16 protein-coding genes are annotated in these 16,002 nt (G+C 42.3%); 1 reads left to right on the forward strand and 15 read right to left on the reverse strand.

Going from position 1 to position 16,002, the window contains the following annotated elements; translation table 11 throughout:
- Positions 1-51: 51 nt before the first annotated feature.
- From trmD to FC87_RS02225, 14 genes are all read right to left on the reverse strand, one after another.
- Positions 52-798 (reverse strand): tRNA (guanosine(37)-N1)-methyltransferase TrmD, encoded by a 747-nt coding sequence (gene trmD / locus FC87_RS02160; RefSeq protein ID WP_054689616.1) that lies wholly within the window; start codon positions 796-798, stop codon positions 52-54.
- The gene (rimM, locus tag FC87_RS02165; protein WP_054689612.1) at positions 798-1,313 is read right to left on the reverse strand and encodes a ribosome maturation factor RimM; all 516 of its coding nucleotides are present in this window, start codon (positions 1,311-1,313) and stop codon (positions 798-800) included. The genes trmD and rimM overlap by 1 nt, the downstream gene beginning before the upstream one ends.
- Positions 1,314-1,370: 57 nt before the next feature.
- Complete coding sequence (locus FC87_RS02170) at positions 1,371-1,616, reverse strand: KH domain-containing protein (RefSeq protein ID WP_009166637.1); 246 nt, start codon at positions 1,614-1,616, stop codon at positions 1,371-1,373.
- Between the two features lie 6 nt (positions 1,617-1,622).
- Positions 1,623-1,901 carry a 30S ribosomal protein S16 gene (gene rpsP / locus FC87_RS02175; protein WP_009166636.1) on the reverse strand — a complete coding sequence of 93 codons (279 nt, stop codon included), beginning with the start codon at positions 1,899-1,901 and terminating at the stop codon, positions 1,623-1,625.
- Between the two features lie 82 nt (positions 1,902-1,983).
- Entirely contained in the window at positions 1,984-3,423 is a 1,440-nt protein-coding gene (gene ffh, locus FC87_RS02180; protein WP_009166635.1) for a signal recognition particle protein, read from the reverse strand.
- 9 nt (positions 3,424-3,432) lie between these two features.
- On the reverse strand, positions 3,433-3,795 hold the full coding sequence (locus FC87_RS02185) for a putative DNA-binding protein (protein ID WP_009166634.1): 363 nt from the start codon (positions 3,793-3,795) through the stop codon (positions 3,433-3,435).
- The gene (gene ftsY, locus FC87_RS02190; protein ID WP_056961480.1) at positions 3,788-5,050 is read right to left on the reverse strand and encodes a signal recognition particle-docking protein FtsY; all 1,263 of its coding nucleotides are present in this window, start codon (positions 5,048-5,050) and stop codon (positions 3,788-3,790) included. Before ftsY ends, FC87_RS02185 begins: the two co-directional genes overlap by 8 nt.
- 16 nt (positions 5,051-5,066) lie before the next feature.
- Entirely contained in the window at positions 5,067-8,594 is a 3,528-nt protein-coding gene (gene smc, locus FC87_RS02195) for a chromosome segregation protein SMC (protein ID WP_056961482.1), read from the reverse strand.
- 17 nt (positions 8,595-8,611) lie between these two features.
- Positions 8,612-9,322, reverse strand: coding sequence for a ribonuclease III (gene rnc, locus FC87_RS02200; RefSeq protein ID WP_009166631.1), 711 nt, complete (start codon positions 9,320-9,322; stop codon positions 8,612-8,614).
- 81 nt (positions 9,323-9,403) lie between these two features.
- Positions 9,404-9,664 carry an acyl carrier protein gene (locus FC87_RS02205; RefSeq protein WP_056961484.1) on the reverse strand — a complete coding sequence of 87 codons (261 nt, stop codon included), beginning with the start codon at positions 9,662-9,664 and terminating at the stop codon, positions 9,404-9,406.
- Between the two features lie 10 nt (positions 9,665-9,674).
- Positions 9,675-10,706, reverse strand: a complete 1,032-nt coding sequence (gene plsX / locus FC87_RS02210) for a phosphate acyltransferase PlsX (protein ID WP_035422254.1) — start codon at positions 10,704-10,706, stop codon at positions 9,675-9,677.
- A gap of 10 nt (positions 10,707-10,716) precedes the next feature.
- Positions 10,717-12,747 carry an ATP-dependent DNA helicase RecG gene (recG, locus tag FC87_RS02215; RefSeq protein WP_056961485.1) on the reverse strand — a complete coding sequence of 677 codons (2,031 nt, stop codon included), beginning with the start codon at positions 12,745-12,747 and terminating at the stop codon, positions 10,717-10,719.
- A gap of 78 nt (positions 12,748-12,825) precedes the next feature.
- The gene (locus tag FC87_RS02220) at positions 12,826-14,523 is read right to left on the reverse strand and encodes a DAK2 domain-containing protein (RefSeq protein ID WP_009166627.1); all 1,698 of its coding nucleotides are present in this window, start codon (positions 14,521-14,523) and stop codon (positions 12,826-12,828) included.
- Positions 14,524-14,557: 34 nt separating this feature from the next.
- Positions 14,558-14,920 (reverse strand): Asp23/Gls24 family envelope stress response protein, encoded by a 363-nt coding sequence (locus FC87_RS02225; RefSeq protein WP_009166626.1) that lies wholly within the window; start codon positions 14,918-14,920, stop codon positions 14,558-14,560.
- Between the two features lie 192 nt (positions 14,921-15,112).
- Between FC87_RS02225 and rpmB the strand changes: the two genes are divergently transcribed.
- Entirely contained in the window at positions 15,113-15,298 is a 186-nt protein-coding gene (rpmB, locus tag FC87_RS02230; RefSeq protein ID WP_009166625.1) for a 50S ribosomal protein L28, read from the forward strand.
- A 54-nt stretch (positions 15,299-15,352) separates the two neighbouring features.
- On the opposite strand, the gene FC87_RS02235 is transcribed toward rpmB, so the two are convergent.
- Entirely contained in the window at positions 15,353-15,997 is a 645-nt protein-coding gene (locus tag FC87_RS02235) for a thiamine diphosphokinase (RefSeq protein WP_009166804.1), read from the reverse strand.
- Between the last annotated feature and the right edge of the window lie 5 nt (positions 15,998-16,002).

The following is a 16,002-nucleotide window of genomic DNA, read 5'->3' on the forward strand; positions in this document are numbered from 1 at the left end:
TTTTACAACTAAACACAATAATATCATATTAAAAATCTAAACGCAAAGATCTTACGAATTTTCTGCTCTAATTTCTGCTAAAAATCGTTTTGCTTGTTCAGACAACTGTTGTTCGTGGATTAGATCTGGACGCTTCAAGTAGGTTTTTCGGATAGATTCTTTAAGTCGCCAAGCGGCAATTTTCTGATGATCACCGCTTCGTAATACTGCTGGAACCTCCTGCCCACGGAAAACTGCTGGTCTAGTATATTGTGGTGCCTCCAACAATGATTGTGAAAATGAATCATCAGCCGCCGACTGTTCATTCCCCAAAACTCCCGGCAACAATCGACAGATGGCATCAATCATTACCAGAGTTGGTAACTCACCACCCGTTAAAACATAATCACCAATTGAATATTCATCAGTGACAACTTGCTTAATGCGCTCATCGTATCCTTCGTAATGACCACACAAGAAGGTTAAATGGTCTTCTTGGGCTAACTCTGCTGCCGCCTGCTGATCAAAGCTTTTCCCCCCGGGATCCGTTAAAATTACCCGGCCGGTTGAATAACCTTCATGCTCAGCTGTCTCCTGCGTGCTGACCACCGCATCACAAATTGGTTGCGGTTGTAAAAGCATGCCAGCTCCACCTCCGTAAGGCGTATCATCAACATTATGGTGTTTATTAGTCGAGAAATCACGAAAATTAGTGATTGCCACCCGTAGTAAATCACGATCTAGCGCCTTACCTAAGATGGAATCATGCAGAGGACCGTTTAACATCTCTGGAAAAAGGCTTAAAATATCGATTTTCATTATTCTAATCCTTCTAATAAATCAACCACAATCCGACTTTGCTCCAAATCGACCTGCTTAATTACCTGATCAATTTTTGGTAACAGCAAATCTGATTGATCAGGGCGTTCTACAACCCAGACATCATTGGGACCTAGATCCAAAATTTCTTTGACCTGCCCCAGCTTCCGATTATTTAAATCATAGACTGGTAATCCAATAATTTGATGATAGTAATAAGCCCCTGGCTCTAATTCGTCGTTGACCTGCTGATCCATACGGATCTTTAAGAGTGCTGGCTTTAAAAACTCAACATCATTGATGGAATCATACCCAGAAAAATGGAGGATTACAAGCTGCTTATGCCGACGCATTCCATCGATTTGCAGTACTACCGGTTTGCCCTGTTTAGGAAAAGCTGTCACTTCGGCCCCAATTTGAAACCGTTGTGCAACAAAATCCGTAATTACTTGGACTCGAACTTCGCCGCGTAAACCCTGTGTATTTACGATTTCGCCAATTTCAAGATATTCCATTTGTTCACCTATCTCAAAAAACTCCCACTAAAACCTAGGTTTATGTGAGAGTTTTTGCTATTTACCATCATTAATGATTAATTTTACGCGCTTATCATCTTGTACGTGAACACTATAAACCAGTGCTCGTACCGTTTGTGCGACTCGCCCATGTTTCCCGATTACTCGGCCGACATCCTTAGGATTGGTTGACAAAATAAATTCGTGAAACTCAGGTGATTCCCGATGGCGAATGTTAACTTCGTCAGGAAATTTAACCAATGGTTTAACGATTGTCATTATTAAATTATCAAAATTTATCATGATTAATTATTTCTTGCTTGCGAGTTTAGCCTCATGAAGTTGTTTCATGATTCCCGCTTTCGATAAAATGTTACGCACCGTATCGGATGGTTGCGCACCCTTTTGTAACCAATCCATAATCGAATCAGCCTTCAAAGTAACCTGTTCGGTCTCTTTTAGTGGGTTGTAAGTCCCAACATTTTCAATAAAACGACCATCACGAGGACTCCGTGAATCGGCTACCACGATTCGATAAAATGGGTTTTTCTTTGATCCCATACGTTTTAAACGAATTTTTACTGACATTCTTGCCACCTCCTATCAAATTTCTTCACGCTCATAATTTTAACAGGCTTTTACCCCAATGTAAAGGTTTTTTCTTTACAGGTTATTTTTTGCGTTTCTTAGTTCGTTTGCGCTTGTTTTTTTTGATTTTTCGACTCATGCGTTTCATCGCTAAATTGGAAAGTTTTCCCATCCCCTTACTCATCCCCGTTGCATTCATCATTTGTTCCATGCCACCCATGTTTCCATTTGAAACCTGGTTCATCATTTTTTTCATTTCATTGAACTGCTTGATCAGCCGGTTAACGGTTTGAATTGGTTGCGCCGAACCGCGAGCAATTCGGCGACGCCGAGACGGGTTCAAGAGATCCGGATTCTCACGTTCCTGGTTAGTCATCGAATAGATAATTGCCTTGATTTTGTCAAGCTCATGCGGATCCATGTCAACATTTTTCAAGGCGGGATTATTTGCCATTCCTGGAATCATCCCGATCAGGTCTTTAATCGATCCCATGCGCTGCAACTGTTCAAGTTGATCGACAAAGTCATCAAAATCAAAAGAATTCTCTTTGATTTTTTCATTTAGCTGACGGGCTTTCTTTTCGTCAATCGTCTGCTGCGTCTTTTCGACTAACGACAGCACATCACCCATTCCTAAAATTCGTGAAGCCATTCGGTCAGGATGGAAAACATCCAAATCAGCTAACTTTTCTCCCTGTCCGGTATATAAAATTGGTTTGCCTGTGACCGCTTTGATTGAAAGTGCTGCACCACCACGGGTATCACCATCTAATTTAGTTAAAATTACTCCCGTAATATCGAGCGCGTCGTTAAAACCTTCTGCTGTCTGAACCGCATTTTGTCCAGTCATTGCATCAACGACCAGTAAGGTATCCGTTGGGTGAACAGCTGCTTTAATCTTTTTCAATTCATCCATCAATGAATCATCAATTTGTAACCGACCCGCGGTATCAATAAAAACGTAGTCATTGTGATTAGCCTGAGCTGCTTTAACCCCATCAATAGCAATCTGAACCGGATCAACATCCGTCCCCTCAGCAAAAACGGGAACATCAATTTGCGCTCCCACTTGTTGCAGTTGCTCGATGGCAGCAGGTCGATAAACATCGGCCGCAATCAGTAATGGTCGTGCTTGCTTTTCTTGTTTTAGTTTTCGCGCTAATTTCCCAACGGTGGTCGTTTTACCGGCTCCTTGCAATCCAGCCATCATCACAATGGTTGGAATCTTGGGCGCCGTGGTTAATTCAGTGGTCGCTCCCCCCATCATTTCCGTTAATTGTTCATCGACAATTTTAATGATTTGTTGTCCGGGGTTTAATCCCTCTAAAACATTTTCTCCGTTGGCCTGCTCTTCAACCTGCTTTACAAATTTTCGAACCACCGCAAAGTTTACATCAGCATCAAGCAATGCTAGACGGACTTCTCGCATCGTACTTCGCAAATCTGCTTCGCTAATTTTACCCTTGCCGCGTAGATTCCTAAAGGCGGTTTGTAATCGCTCGCTTAATCCTTCGAATGCCATGGTTGTCTCCTACTCCTCATCAATTTTTTCTAATTGTTTAATCAATGGAATCACCCGGGAACTCACGGTTGAATCTACGTCGATTTCCCGTTGTAACTGGTCTAGAATCTGGCTACGTGCCTGAAATTTAGCATACAAATGCATTTTAGTCTCATAGTCTTCTAACGTTTGTTCGGTTCGTCGCAGATTATCATAAACTGCCTGCCGGCTAACCGCAAAATTTTCAGAAATTTCTCCAAGCGACAAATCATCAGCATAATATTGGCTCACATAGGCAGCTTGTTTTGCTGTTAATAGTGGGCCGTAAAATTCATATAGTGCATTAATCCGATTATCTTTGGCTAACTTAACATCAAATTGTTCACTATTCATGGGTTGGTTCCTTTAATAATCCTTTAAACAAACCATCAACAAATTCCTGGGGATCAAAAGGTTGCAGGTCTGAAACTCCTTCTCCAAGCCCAACGTATTTAACGGGAATTCCTAGTTCGCTCTTAATGGCTAAGATAATCCCACCGCGAGCCGTCCCGTCAAGCTTAGTCAGCACAATTCCAGTAATTTTTGCAACTCCTTGAAATTGTTCGGCCTGTGATAATGCATTTTGCCCAATAGTGGCATCAATTACCAGTAAAACTTCTTGTGGGGCCGTAGGAATCTCACGTTGAATAATCTTATTCATTTTAGCCAATTCGTTCATCAGGTTAACCTTGTTTTGCAACCGACCAGCCGTATCAACAAACAAAATGTCATAGTGTTCGCGTTTAGCCCGTTCCACTGCATCATACACCACAGAAGCTGGATCACTTCCCTCAGGCTTTTTCACAATATCAACTTGGTCACGACGAGCCCATTCATCCAATTGTTCAATTGCTCCCGCTCGAAAGGTGTCGGCCGCTGCGACTAGTACTTTTTTACCAGCTACGCGATATTGATTTGCCAATTTCCCGATTGTCGTCGTCTTGCCAGCACCATTCACCCCAATCAACAAAATCACTGTTGGACCATCAGGATTTAACGTTAATTCCTGCTGTCCGGCGGTAGAATCGTCATACATTTCAATTAGCTTCTCAACGATAAAGTTTTGAACCGCTGCCGGTTGCTTAAGATTGTTTAACTTAACAGCGTCACGTAATTCATCACTAATTTGAGTTGACATCTTTACGCCGACATCCGCTTGAATCAGGGTATCTTCTAAGTCATCAAAAAATGACTCATCAACTGAGCGAAAACTGGCAAACAGCCGATTTAGCTGTTGACCAAAAGCAGACCGCGACTTTGAAAGACCGTGCTCATAGGTTTTTTCTGTTGTTTTCGGTTTACTTTCACTTTGACTCTCAACTACGCTAGAACTTTCGCTAGTACTTTGACTGGTAGTTTGGCTACTCTGTGATCCGAAAGTACTTTGGCTAGTCGCCGAACTAAGCTTTTCACTAGATTGAGCTGCGGTCTTAGAACCAGATTCTGCAGGAGCTGTAACTTCAGTACTCGTTGATTTTGTCGTACTGACACTGTCAGCTTCACTTTCTGATGATACTGGTGTGCCCTGGCTCTTGGAATCAGCTTCAACTGGCTGGTCTTGCTGTGTGACCGTGCTATTTTTTTTCTTAAAAATATCAAACAATCCCATTATCATTGCTCCTTATTTAGTTACTACCCTTCAGATCAACCGCTACTAGTTTGGAAACTCCTGAATCCTGCATTGTAACTCCATACAACTGGTCAGCATAAATCATCGTTTCTTTCCGATGAGTAATTACAATAAATTGTGTGCGGGCTTTAAGTTGTTTCATATAGCGCGCAAACCGATCAACATTAGCTGGATCGAGTGCCGATTCTGCCTCGTCCAGAATTACAAACGGTACAGCTCGAACTCGGATAATCGCAAATAATAGTGCCAGTGCTGTGAGCGATTTTTCACCACCCGACAATAAATTAAGACTCCGAAAACGTTTCCCCGGAGGTTGAACCTTAATATCAATGCCCGTGGTTAACATTTCAGTTGGGTTTTCTAATACTAATCGGGCCTCTCCGCCCCCAAACATCTCACGAAAAACCTGACTAAACTCCTGTGCCACCGCCACAAAGGTTGCTTTGAATTTTTCCTTAACGGTTTGATCCATCTTATTCATAACTGACAGTAATTTTTGTCGAGCAACTAACAAATCATCAAGCTGGGACTGCATAAAATCCATCCGTTTTTTAGTCTCACGAAAAGCTTGGATTGCCCCTAGGTTAACTGGTTCAAGCTCCGTCAGGCGAGTTTTCAATTGTTTAATTTTAGTGGTCAATTGTGTTGAATCAACCTGTTTGGTTGGCAATTCGTCCATTTTCTGCGATAACTCTGTTTGCTTTTCGTGGAGAGCTTGAAGTCGCTGCTTGGTTTCTTTCAATTGCTGCGTCTGTTGTTGTCTTTGTTCCCCGGTCTGTAACAGAAGCTGCTGTTGTTGATCGATCGTTTTCTCTAAATCATGTTCTTGTGCTTGTAGCATTTCGATGGTAGCTTTTCCCTGCTTAAGTTGCACTTCAAGATCAGTAATCACCTGCTGAAGTTTAGCAATTTGGGGATCTGGCGTTGCTCTAATTTGTTCGAGCTCCGTCGTCAAATCCTGTAAGCGACGTTGTAAATTATGTTGCTGTTGTTGCTGCGCCTGTTGTTGCTGAGTTCGTTGTTGTTGGTCGTGCTCTAACTGACGGAAACGTTCCTGGGCTAACATCAGCTGTTGTTTAGTTGTATTTAATTGAGCTTGTTGTTCAGCTAACGCCGTCCGCTTGGTACTCAACTGCTGCTGTTGTTCTTTAGTCAAGGACTGCTGTTTTAGCTGCTGCTCCTTTAAATCGTTGATTTCTAAAACCAGCTGAGCGCGTTGGCTGGTTGCCTGGTCCGTTGTTGTTTGATTCTGTAATAACAATTTTACCGCTTGATAGTCGCGCTTTTGTTGCTGAACTAACTGTTGCTGCTGAACCACGGCAGCTTTTGCAATCTCAACCTCCGACCGTAATTTGACAACCGCTTGGAACTTAGCTTCTCGAGTTTCTTGCCATTGTTGCTGGCGAGTTTGAAATGCTGTTAGGTCAGTTTCAGCTTGGCGAACTGCTGTTTGTAATGTTTGCGTCTGCTGCTGCAATTGCTGGAGTTGTTCCCGTTGCTGCAACAAACCCGTTGTTTTTTGTTGATTTTTTCCACCAGTAATTGAGCCCCCCGCATTAACCACATCACCGTTCAAACTAACCACGCGATAGCGGTGTTCAATTGCTTTGCTGATACTGGTGGCTTGGGCCAAGTCCGTTGCAATAATTACGTTCCCAAGTAAATGTTGCTTTACTTGGTTTAAATCTGCTGGCATGTCGACTAACTCACTTGCTACTCCGACAAACCCCGGCTGTTTCTGTAATTTACGAGCAACAGTAGGAGATAATAAACGAACTCGCAGTGCATTTTTAGGTAATACGGTTGCTCGTCCTTGATGTTCTCGATTTAGAAACCGAATGGCAGCTTGGGCAGCTGCAACATCGGCAACAATTACTTGCTGCAGGGCACTTCCAAGTGCCGTTTCCATCGCTGTAACGTACTGCTTTGGGACCTTGAGAAAATCAGTTACAATGCCTAAAACCCCGGGCAGCTGAGTCCGATGTGCTAACAGACTCCTAGTTCCTCGATAAAGATTCTTATGACCAGTAACAATTGATTGTAAATTTTGTGACTGAGCCCGCTGTTGTTGAAACTCCTGCTGCTTAGCCAGAAGCTGTTGTTCTAACCGTTGTTGTTCATGTATCCATGAATCACGTTGTGTCTCTAGTTCTGCAAGCTGAGTTTCTTCAGTTTGTAGTTGCTGACGTAGTTTACTGTGCGCCTGTACTTTATCCTGATAGTTACTGTGCGCCTGCTGCAGTTTTTCTTTAACTAAAGCAAGCTTCTGGGTCTGAGCTTTGTGGTTTGCAGCATCCTGCTGTGCTGCTTTATCTAGACTTTGTAACTCATTTTCCTTCTTGGTCAGCGTTTGCATGATTACAATGTAAGCTTGCTGAGTATCTGCTAATTTTTGTTCCAAGTGCTTAATCTGTTGCGGTTGGAGCTGTTGTTGCTGCTCAGTCACCTTGCCCTTCAAATGCTCTAGCTCCTGCTGTTGCTGCTGAGATTGTACCTGTTGTTGCTGTCGCACTGCTTGAACCTGCTCCAATTGTTGCTTACTAGTTGCTACTGCATCTTGTAACTCGGATTGTTGTTTTGATAAAAATTGGCGCCGTTGGTGGCGTAAGCGCTGCTGACTTTGTGCTTCTTCAACTAACTTGGTTTCTGCCAACTGTTGTTGATGTAAATCATCCAAATGCTGTTGGTGGTCGCTGGCTTGTTCGGATAGCGTTTGTTTTTGTAACTGAAGCTTTTTTACGTCAGCAACAAGTTGATTTTGCTGGTGCTCGGTCGTCTTTGTCTGTGCTTGTAACTGTCGTTGCTGTTGTTCTACCGCCGAAGTAGCAACTTGTAATTGCTGATATTGCAGTTTTCGCAACTCGTGTTGTTGTTGCAGATATATTGCTGCCGTCTCCTGTTGCTTTTCAAGAGGACCCAATTGTTTTTGTAGCTCATTCACAATATCTGTAATGCGATCCACGTTCGCCTGGGTTTCTGCTAGTCGATTTTTAGATTCTTGTTTTTGTTTTTTATATCGATAAACACCAGCAGCCGTCTCAATTACCGCCCGGCGCTGATTCAAATTCTCATCTAAAATTGCATCGACATTTCCCTGTGAAATAATTGAAAGAGAGCCCTCTCCCAGACCAGTATCTAACAGCAGTTGGTTAATTTCGCGGAGCAAACACTCGCGATTATTAAGTAAATAAATACTTTCCCCACTACGATAATATTTTCTAGTAATTTTTACTTCGGAAAAATCTGATTGCAACCAGTGAGTAGAGTTATCAAACAGCAAGCTGACCTCAGCTCGATTCAAGGGATGACGATTTTTTGAACCAGAAAAAATAACATCCTTCATCCGATTACTACGCATGCTTTTGACCGACTGTTCGCCCAGTGCCCAACGAACTGCTTCAATGATATTGCTCTTACCACTACCATTTGGACCAACAACCCCCGTCAGTCCTGCCTCAAAATTAATGGTGGTTGGGTCCGCAAAGGACTTAAATCCGGCAATTTGAATTGATTTTAATTTCAAAATAAATTCCCCGCAACTTACTGCAATTTTTGATCCTGAATTCCTAATTTATCAAGGGCTGCCTTGGCAGCAGCTTGCTCGGCAGCTTTTTTCGAGTGTCCCTCACCTGTCCCCAATGATTCCTGATTAATGACCACGACCACTTTGAACTGGCGATCATTATCCGGACCATCTTCATCTAGCAATTGATAGTCAATGGCTACCGGACCGTTAATTTGAATAGCTTCTTGTAGTTCAGTTTTATGGTCGAAAAATTCGTCAAACCAGCCTTCATCCAGTTTCGGGAAAATTACTAGTTGACAGAAATGCTGGACCGTGGCGAGACCTTGATCAAGATAGACTGCCCCAATAAATGATTCAAAAATATCACATAAAAGTGAGTCACGATTTCTGGCTCCGGCTTTTTCTTCACCTTTACCTAATCGAATATATTTTTCAAAATTACATTCGCGCGCAAAGCGACTAAAACTATGCCGGTTAACCATTGCTGCTCGCAACCGAGTCAATCGACCTTGAGGCATCTCCGGATACCGTTCAAAAATATAATCTGAAACTACCAGTTGGTAAACTGCATCACCTAGAAATTCTAATCGTTCATAAAACTTGAGTCCCTGATCGGGATGTTCATTCACATACGAAGCTTGGGTAAAGGCTTCATCTAATAATTTTTCATCATTAAATTTAATTCCATATTGTTGAGCCAACATATCATCAAATTCCTTTTGCACAACGCAACCTCTCCTTCATGCATATTTAATGCATAGTATAGCATTAAATTAAAAACCCCATCAGTTGCGATGGAGTTTTCTTTATTTTTTCTTTGGCTTAGTAGCAGTATTTGTAACAATTAATGTCACTAAATCACGAACCGTTTGAATCTTTTCAGCACTATCATTTGGAACTACGTCACCAAACTCATCTTCAATTTCAACGATAAACCGAGCTAAGTCGACAAAATCGGCTCCCAAATCCTGCCTAAATTTGGTGGTGCCTTGTACTTGATCTTTTTGAATATTAAAATCTAGACTAATTAAATTCGCCACTTTTGGAAAAACCTGTGCTTCGTCCATAATTGGCCTCCTATTTTTCTGTTGCCTGCTTTGTCACAGCACTTTTAAGTAGATATTCTTTAACCGCCTCAGTATACCCAGAGGAAGCAATCTCATAAGCATGATCTAAGCAATTTTTAAACATCTTAGCAGTACTGTTACCGTGACCCTTAATCACCGGTGATTGTAATCCTAACAGGACGGCACCGCCATAGCGCGTATAGTCCATTTTTTTGGCAATTGCTTGCAATGGTCGTTTTAGCAACAGTGCTCCAAGTTTACCACGTAATCCACTAGTTTTAATACCTGTTTTAAGCATATTAATCACTGCCAAAGCACTGCCTTCGGTAGCTTTTAAGGCAACGTTTCCAGAAAAGCCATCGGTCACGACCACATCAGCCACCCCATTCAACAGGTACCGCGATTCAATATTTCCAATGAAATTAATTTCACCATTTTCGCCCATCTGTACTAACATGTCATGCATTTTTTGATGAGCGATGTCACCTTTGTCGGCCTCACTTCCATTATTAATCAAGCCAACCCGCGGATGTTTTACTTTGCGCACATTCTCAGCATAAAAGGTACCGAGTGTTGCATACTGACGAATATTATCTAACTTTGCATCAGCGTTTGCACCAGCATCAATCATCGTAAATCCGATTTCATTATCGATCACTGGCATCGTAACGGTTAAACCAGGACGATCAATTCCCTTAATTCGTCCAATCATTAATAGCCCAACCACCATCAGTGCTCCAGTACTTCCAGCCGAAACAAGGGCATCCGCCGCGCCATTTTTCACTGCCAGCGCTGCTTGCACGATACTAGAATCGCGTTTGCCCTTTACAGCTCGAACCGGTTCGTCTTCCATGGTGATCATCTCTGTCGTCGGTTTGATTTTAATCCGAGTTGAATCCTTCAGTTGCGCTTGCAACTGCTGTTCGTCACCAAACAATAAAATTTCTAGGTCTTGGTGCTGATCGCGAGCCAGTTCGGCTCCCGCTACCATTGCCTCGGGGGCGTGATCGCCACCCATGGCATCAACAGCCAATCTAATCATAAAAAACTCCTTAATCAAATGCAGTATTGTTGTTTAAAGTTGAAAGTCGTGCAGCTAAATGCTGATTTTCAGGTTGGTGCGTCCATTGTTGATCATCTGTAATCTGTGCGGCAACGGTTTGGGCGACACTCAGAATTTTAACATCTGCAATCGGATCACCAACTTGAAAAGTCGGCAACCCTGATTGTTGTTTTCCTAAAAGATCCCCAGGACCCCTTAATTCTAAATCTTTTTGTGCAATAAAGAAACCGTCATTTGACGCACTAATAACATTCATCCGTTCCGTTCCAACCTTGTTTTTAGGGTCAGCAATCAGAATGCAATACGACTGCTGACTTCCGCGTCCGACTCGTCCTCGAAGCTGATGAAGTTGCGCCAAACCAAAATGATCAGCATCAAAAATCACCATAACACTGGCATTGGAAACATCCACTCCAACTTCAATTACCGTTGTTGACACCAAAATTTGTAGCTGATTATTTTTAAAATCAGCCATCACCTGATTTTTTTCTGCATCTTTTAGCTGTCCGTGCAATAGTCCCACGCGATATTCATCTGCAAACGCCCGCTGAAAGGTTTCATATGTATCTTGGACGTTTCGCATGTCCACCGCTTCTGACTCAGCAATCAATGGCACAACTACATAGATTTGCTGATTTTGTTGCAGCTTCTTTTTAACAAATCGCAGCATAGAATCCAGTTGGTTGCTTCGAATCCAAGTCGTTTTAATGGGTTTCCGTCCCCCCGGGAGCTCGTCAATCACCGAAATATCCATTTCTCCATAAGCAGTAATCGACAGCGTCCGTGGAATCGGCGTAGCAGTCATCGATAAAACATTAGTTGCAGGTCCCTTTTCCCGCATCTCGCGACGCTGGTTTACACCAAATCGATGCTGTTCATCAATTACCGCTAAGCCAAGTTCATGATATTTGACGGTTGGTTGAAAGAGCGCGTGAGTCCCCACGATGACATTGATTTCACCACTCTTAATTCGTGGTAATAACTGATTGCGAGCAGTTTTAGCCGTATCACCAGTTAACAATGCTATTCTAACCGGCTGATTGGCAAACAATTGCGCCAAGCCATTCGCATGCTGCTCTGCTAAAATCTCAGTTGGAGCCAATAAGACCGCCTGTTTATGAGCCAGGACGGTCGCTAAAATCGCAATCGCGGCAACAATCGTCTTGCCACTTCCTACATCTCCTTGCAACAGACGGTTCATTGGAAATGGGCGGTGTAGGTCAGCAACAATTTCTGAGACCACCCGCTGTTGCGCAGCTGTTAACTGGTACGGAAGCTGGTTTAAAAATGGTTGGAGGGTTAATTTATCAGTCATAATTTGGGCTTTAGGGGTTTGTTTTCGATGATGTTTTGCCGTTTGCAGTCGCATCTGAAACAGAAAAAATTCATCAAATTTAGCGGTTCTACGAGCAGTTTGGATTTCAATTTCATTTTTTGGAAAATGCAAGTACTTGATGACCGTCGCCAACGGTTCCAAACGATACTTTTCCCTAATTTTAGTCGGAACAAAGTCCACAATCACATTCCGATATTCAGAATATGTGGTCTGAATCAAATCTCGCAGTTGTTTTTGGGTGATTTGTCGATTCACCGGATAGATCCCTTGAAGACCTGTTTGCTGCTGTGGTTGAATGATTTTCATCCCCGTCATTGTCATGCGGGCAGTATTAATTTTCCCATAAACTAATACCTCGGCGCCTGGCTGTAACTGTTTTTTTAACCACGCTTGATTAAAAAAACTAACCGGAATGATATCTTTTCCAACTTGCAAACGAAATAATAACCGATTTCGTCGTTTTCCAAAATAATTAACCGTCGGAGAGTTCGCAATGGTACCTTTCAAAGTAACGGATTGCTGGTCATGTAGCTGGTGAAGATTTTGAATTTTAAAATCATCATATCGAAAGGGATAGTATGTTAATAAATCAAAAACGGTCATAATCCCCAAATCGCGCAAAGCCATGCTTCGTTTGGGTCCTACGCCCTTGAGAGCTGCGACTGGATCATCGATTGATTGCATTCCTTCACCCCCTGTCACTAAAAAAGCAGCTAATTCAAGGGAATTAGCCGCTTTTTTCAAATAAAACTAGCTGACTGGTTATTCCACTGCAACAATCAACGGATAAACTGGCTGGTCTCCTTGATGGATTTCAACTTCAAGCTCCGAATCCTGCTTCAGAGCAAATTCTTCAATCTGCTTAGCATCTTGTTCGCTAGCCCCTTGCCCGTAGATGATGGTTACATTCTCACTATCAGCATCCAACATCTTTTTAACTGTTTTAGTAGCGGCAACATCGAGCTCATCAGAGATAACTTGGATTTCACCATCAATAATGCCCATGTACTGACCTTTTTTGATATCAAAACCATTAATTTGCGTATCACGTACCGCTGCCGTCAATTGACCACTTTTGACCATCTCCAAAGAACTATCCATGTTTTTTTGGTTAGTAACTAAACTAGCCTCGGGATTAAGCGAAAACATGGCTGTCAGTCCTTGTGGAATCGTTTTAGTATGAACAACCTTCATTGGAATATCAGTTAACTTTTCCGCTTGTTCGGCTGCCAAAAAAATATTCTTATTGTTTGGTAACACCAATGCCTGTTTGGCATGTGATTGATTAACAGCTTTAACAATGTCCTCGGTGCTAGGATTCATAGTTTGTCCCCCGCTGATAATGGAGGTTACTCCCACACTGCGGAACAATTTTTCCATTCCTTGACCAGTTACAATTGCAATTATAGCTAGATCACGAGGTTGTTCACTTTTTTCAGGTTGTTGCTTTGGCTGATCAGCAGCATCCGTTTCCATAATCGTCGCTTGCTGATCTCTCATGTTATCAATCTTAATGTTTACAAGATCACCAAACTGCTGTCCCCAAGCTAAAACCTTCCCTGGTTGTTCAGTATGCACATGAACCTTTGCCACTTCATCATCATTAATTACCAGTAAGGAATCCCCTAACGGTGCCAAATAATTATAGAAGGTGTCATAATCAAATTTTTTATCAGCCGCCTTGCCCTTACCAAAACGTACTGTCATCTGCGTACAGTATCCATAAACAATGTCGGCAGGATTTAGTTGTCCCTGCGCACTTTCATGATGGTCTTGATTAACTAGTTGATCCATTTTATTAGATTCAACATTAAACTTAGCCCGAACATCATTAGAAGGCTGTCGCTGGTTAAGCACATCAGCAAACGCTTGTAGCACAAATACCAGACCCTGTCCGCCTGAATCTACCACTCCAACTTGTTTTAGCACTGGTAATAAATCTGGCGTTTTCTGTAGCGCTAAATCTGCTGCTTTCGCAATTTCATCAGCAACTTCGGAAAGATTATCAGTTTTCTCAGCAGTCCGCTGTCCCGCATTGGCGGCATATCGAATAACCGTTAAAATCGTACCTTCCGTTGGCTTCATCACTGATTGATAGGCTGTTTTGGCGCCTGCCGTGATCGCTTCAGCAAAATCAACCGTTGAGAGCGTTGTCTTGTCAGCCACATCCTTGGAAAAACCGCGAAAAATCTGAGATAAAATAACACCAGAATTGCCACGAGCACCCATCAAGAGGCCCTTTGCTAATGCTTGAGCCTGTTCACCAATCTTGGTGGTAGAGGAAGCAGCGACGTACTTAGCGCCGCTTGCAAAGGATAAATTCATATTGGTTCCAGTATCACCGTCTGGCACTGGAAAAACATTTAGTGAGTTAATAAACTCCGCATTATTTTTTAGCACGACCGCTGCCGCTTGAACCATTTGGTCGAACTCTTTAGTAGTAATCTTAGTTACTGACACTATTATCTAATCTCCCTTTATAATTCAAGCACCATTAGTCGTTTAAAACTCGAACGCCTTGAACAATCACGTTAACTGCATCAACAGTGATGCCCAGCATCGAATCCAAATTGTACTTAACTTTATCTTGAACCGTACGACAAACTTCAGAAATTTTGGTGCCATAACTGACAATGATGTTAACATCAACTTGAATCTGGTCTTCAATTTGTCGTACAACAACGCCACGCGAATAGGCATCACGTCGCAAAATTTCATTCATATTATCTTTTAACTGGTTTTTGCTGGCCATGCCAACGACTCCATAATTATCAGTCGCGGCTCCCCCAACGACGGTTGCAATTACATCATTATTGATGCTGATCAATCCGTACTGAGTGTTCATCTTTACAGTCATCACATGCAACTCCTTTATTATGCCTATAATTACGATACTCAATCTTAACATATTATAACCGATAAGCCAAAAAGTTCCCACTCCATAACTGTCAAGTAATATTGCTTGAAACAATCTTTGCATTTCAAGCAGAGCTGTGGTAAATTTACAATATAGCTTGATACGCTTTATTTCAGCAAGGGAGGGATTACATTGGCTAAAGATCATTTAACTGGCAAACGAACCCACTTTGGGAACCGACGCTCACACGCATTAAACGCATCGCGTCGGAGCTGGAAGCCCAATTTGCAAAAAGTCCGTATCTTAGTAGACGGCAAACCAAAGCGCGTTTGGTTGAGTGCTAGAACCTTACGTTCTGGAAAATTCAAACGAGTTTAATCTTAATAACATTAAAAAAAGAATGGAACTGCATGATGCAGTTCCATTCTTTTTTTAATCACAACTTTGTAATACCAACATGATTCCCCGATCAAAAGTAAAACTAGCCTGATTTGTTAAAAACTCATTTGACGAAAAAGACGTCGGATGTTGCACCGAAAAGCTATCCAACTGATATTTTTCATCTGGCAATGACAATACTAATGGTTCTAAGGCGACAAAATCCAGGTATTTCATTCCGGGGACTTTGGTAATTTGATGGGTGCCCGGCAGATAAAAACGTCCCCAATTTTGGCGGTCGATCAACTCCAAGCGATTTGCTAATGGGCGAATTGCTGGTTTATACACCATCAAAAGATTCGTTAGGAGCTGATCCAACCGCCCTCCAGAAAAGCCAAAAAGTCTAAATCGATCCGGTTGGTAGGTTTTAGCTGCAAACTGAAGAGCCAGTTCTGTATCAGTTTCATCTTTGATTGGTTCTGAGCGACGAATTGTTTTGATTTGATTTTGTAACTGTTGAAATTCTGAGGCAGAGACCGAGTCAAAATCACCAACGGCGGCACGAGGTGAGATTCCCATCTTTAGTAGCGACAAAGCGCCCCGATCAATGCCAACAGCTACTCCCTGCTGAAACTGACTGGCGATATCTGTGGGCCAATTAGCTGCAGGCCCCCCACTTAATAAATTGACTATTTTCATTTCAA

It is taken from the genome of Fructilactobacillus florum DSM 22689 = JCM 16035 (assembly GCF_001436645.1).
GTDB lineage: Bacteria > Bacillota > Bacilli > Lactobacillales > Lactobacillaceae > Fructilactobacillus > Fructilactobacillus florum.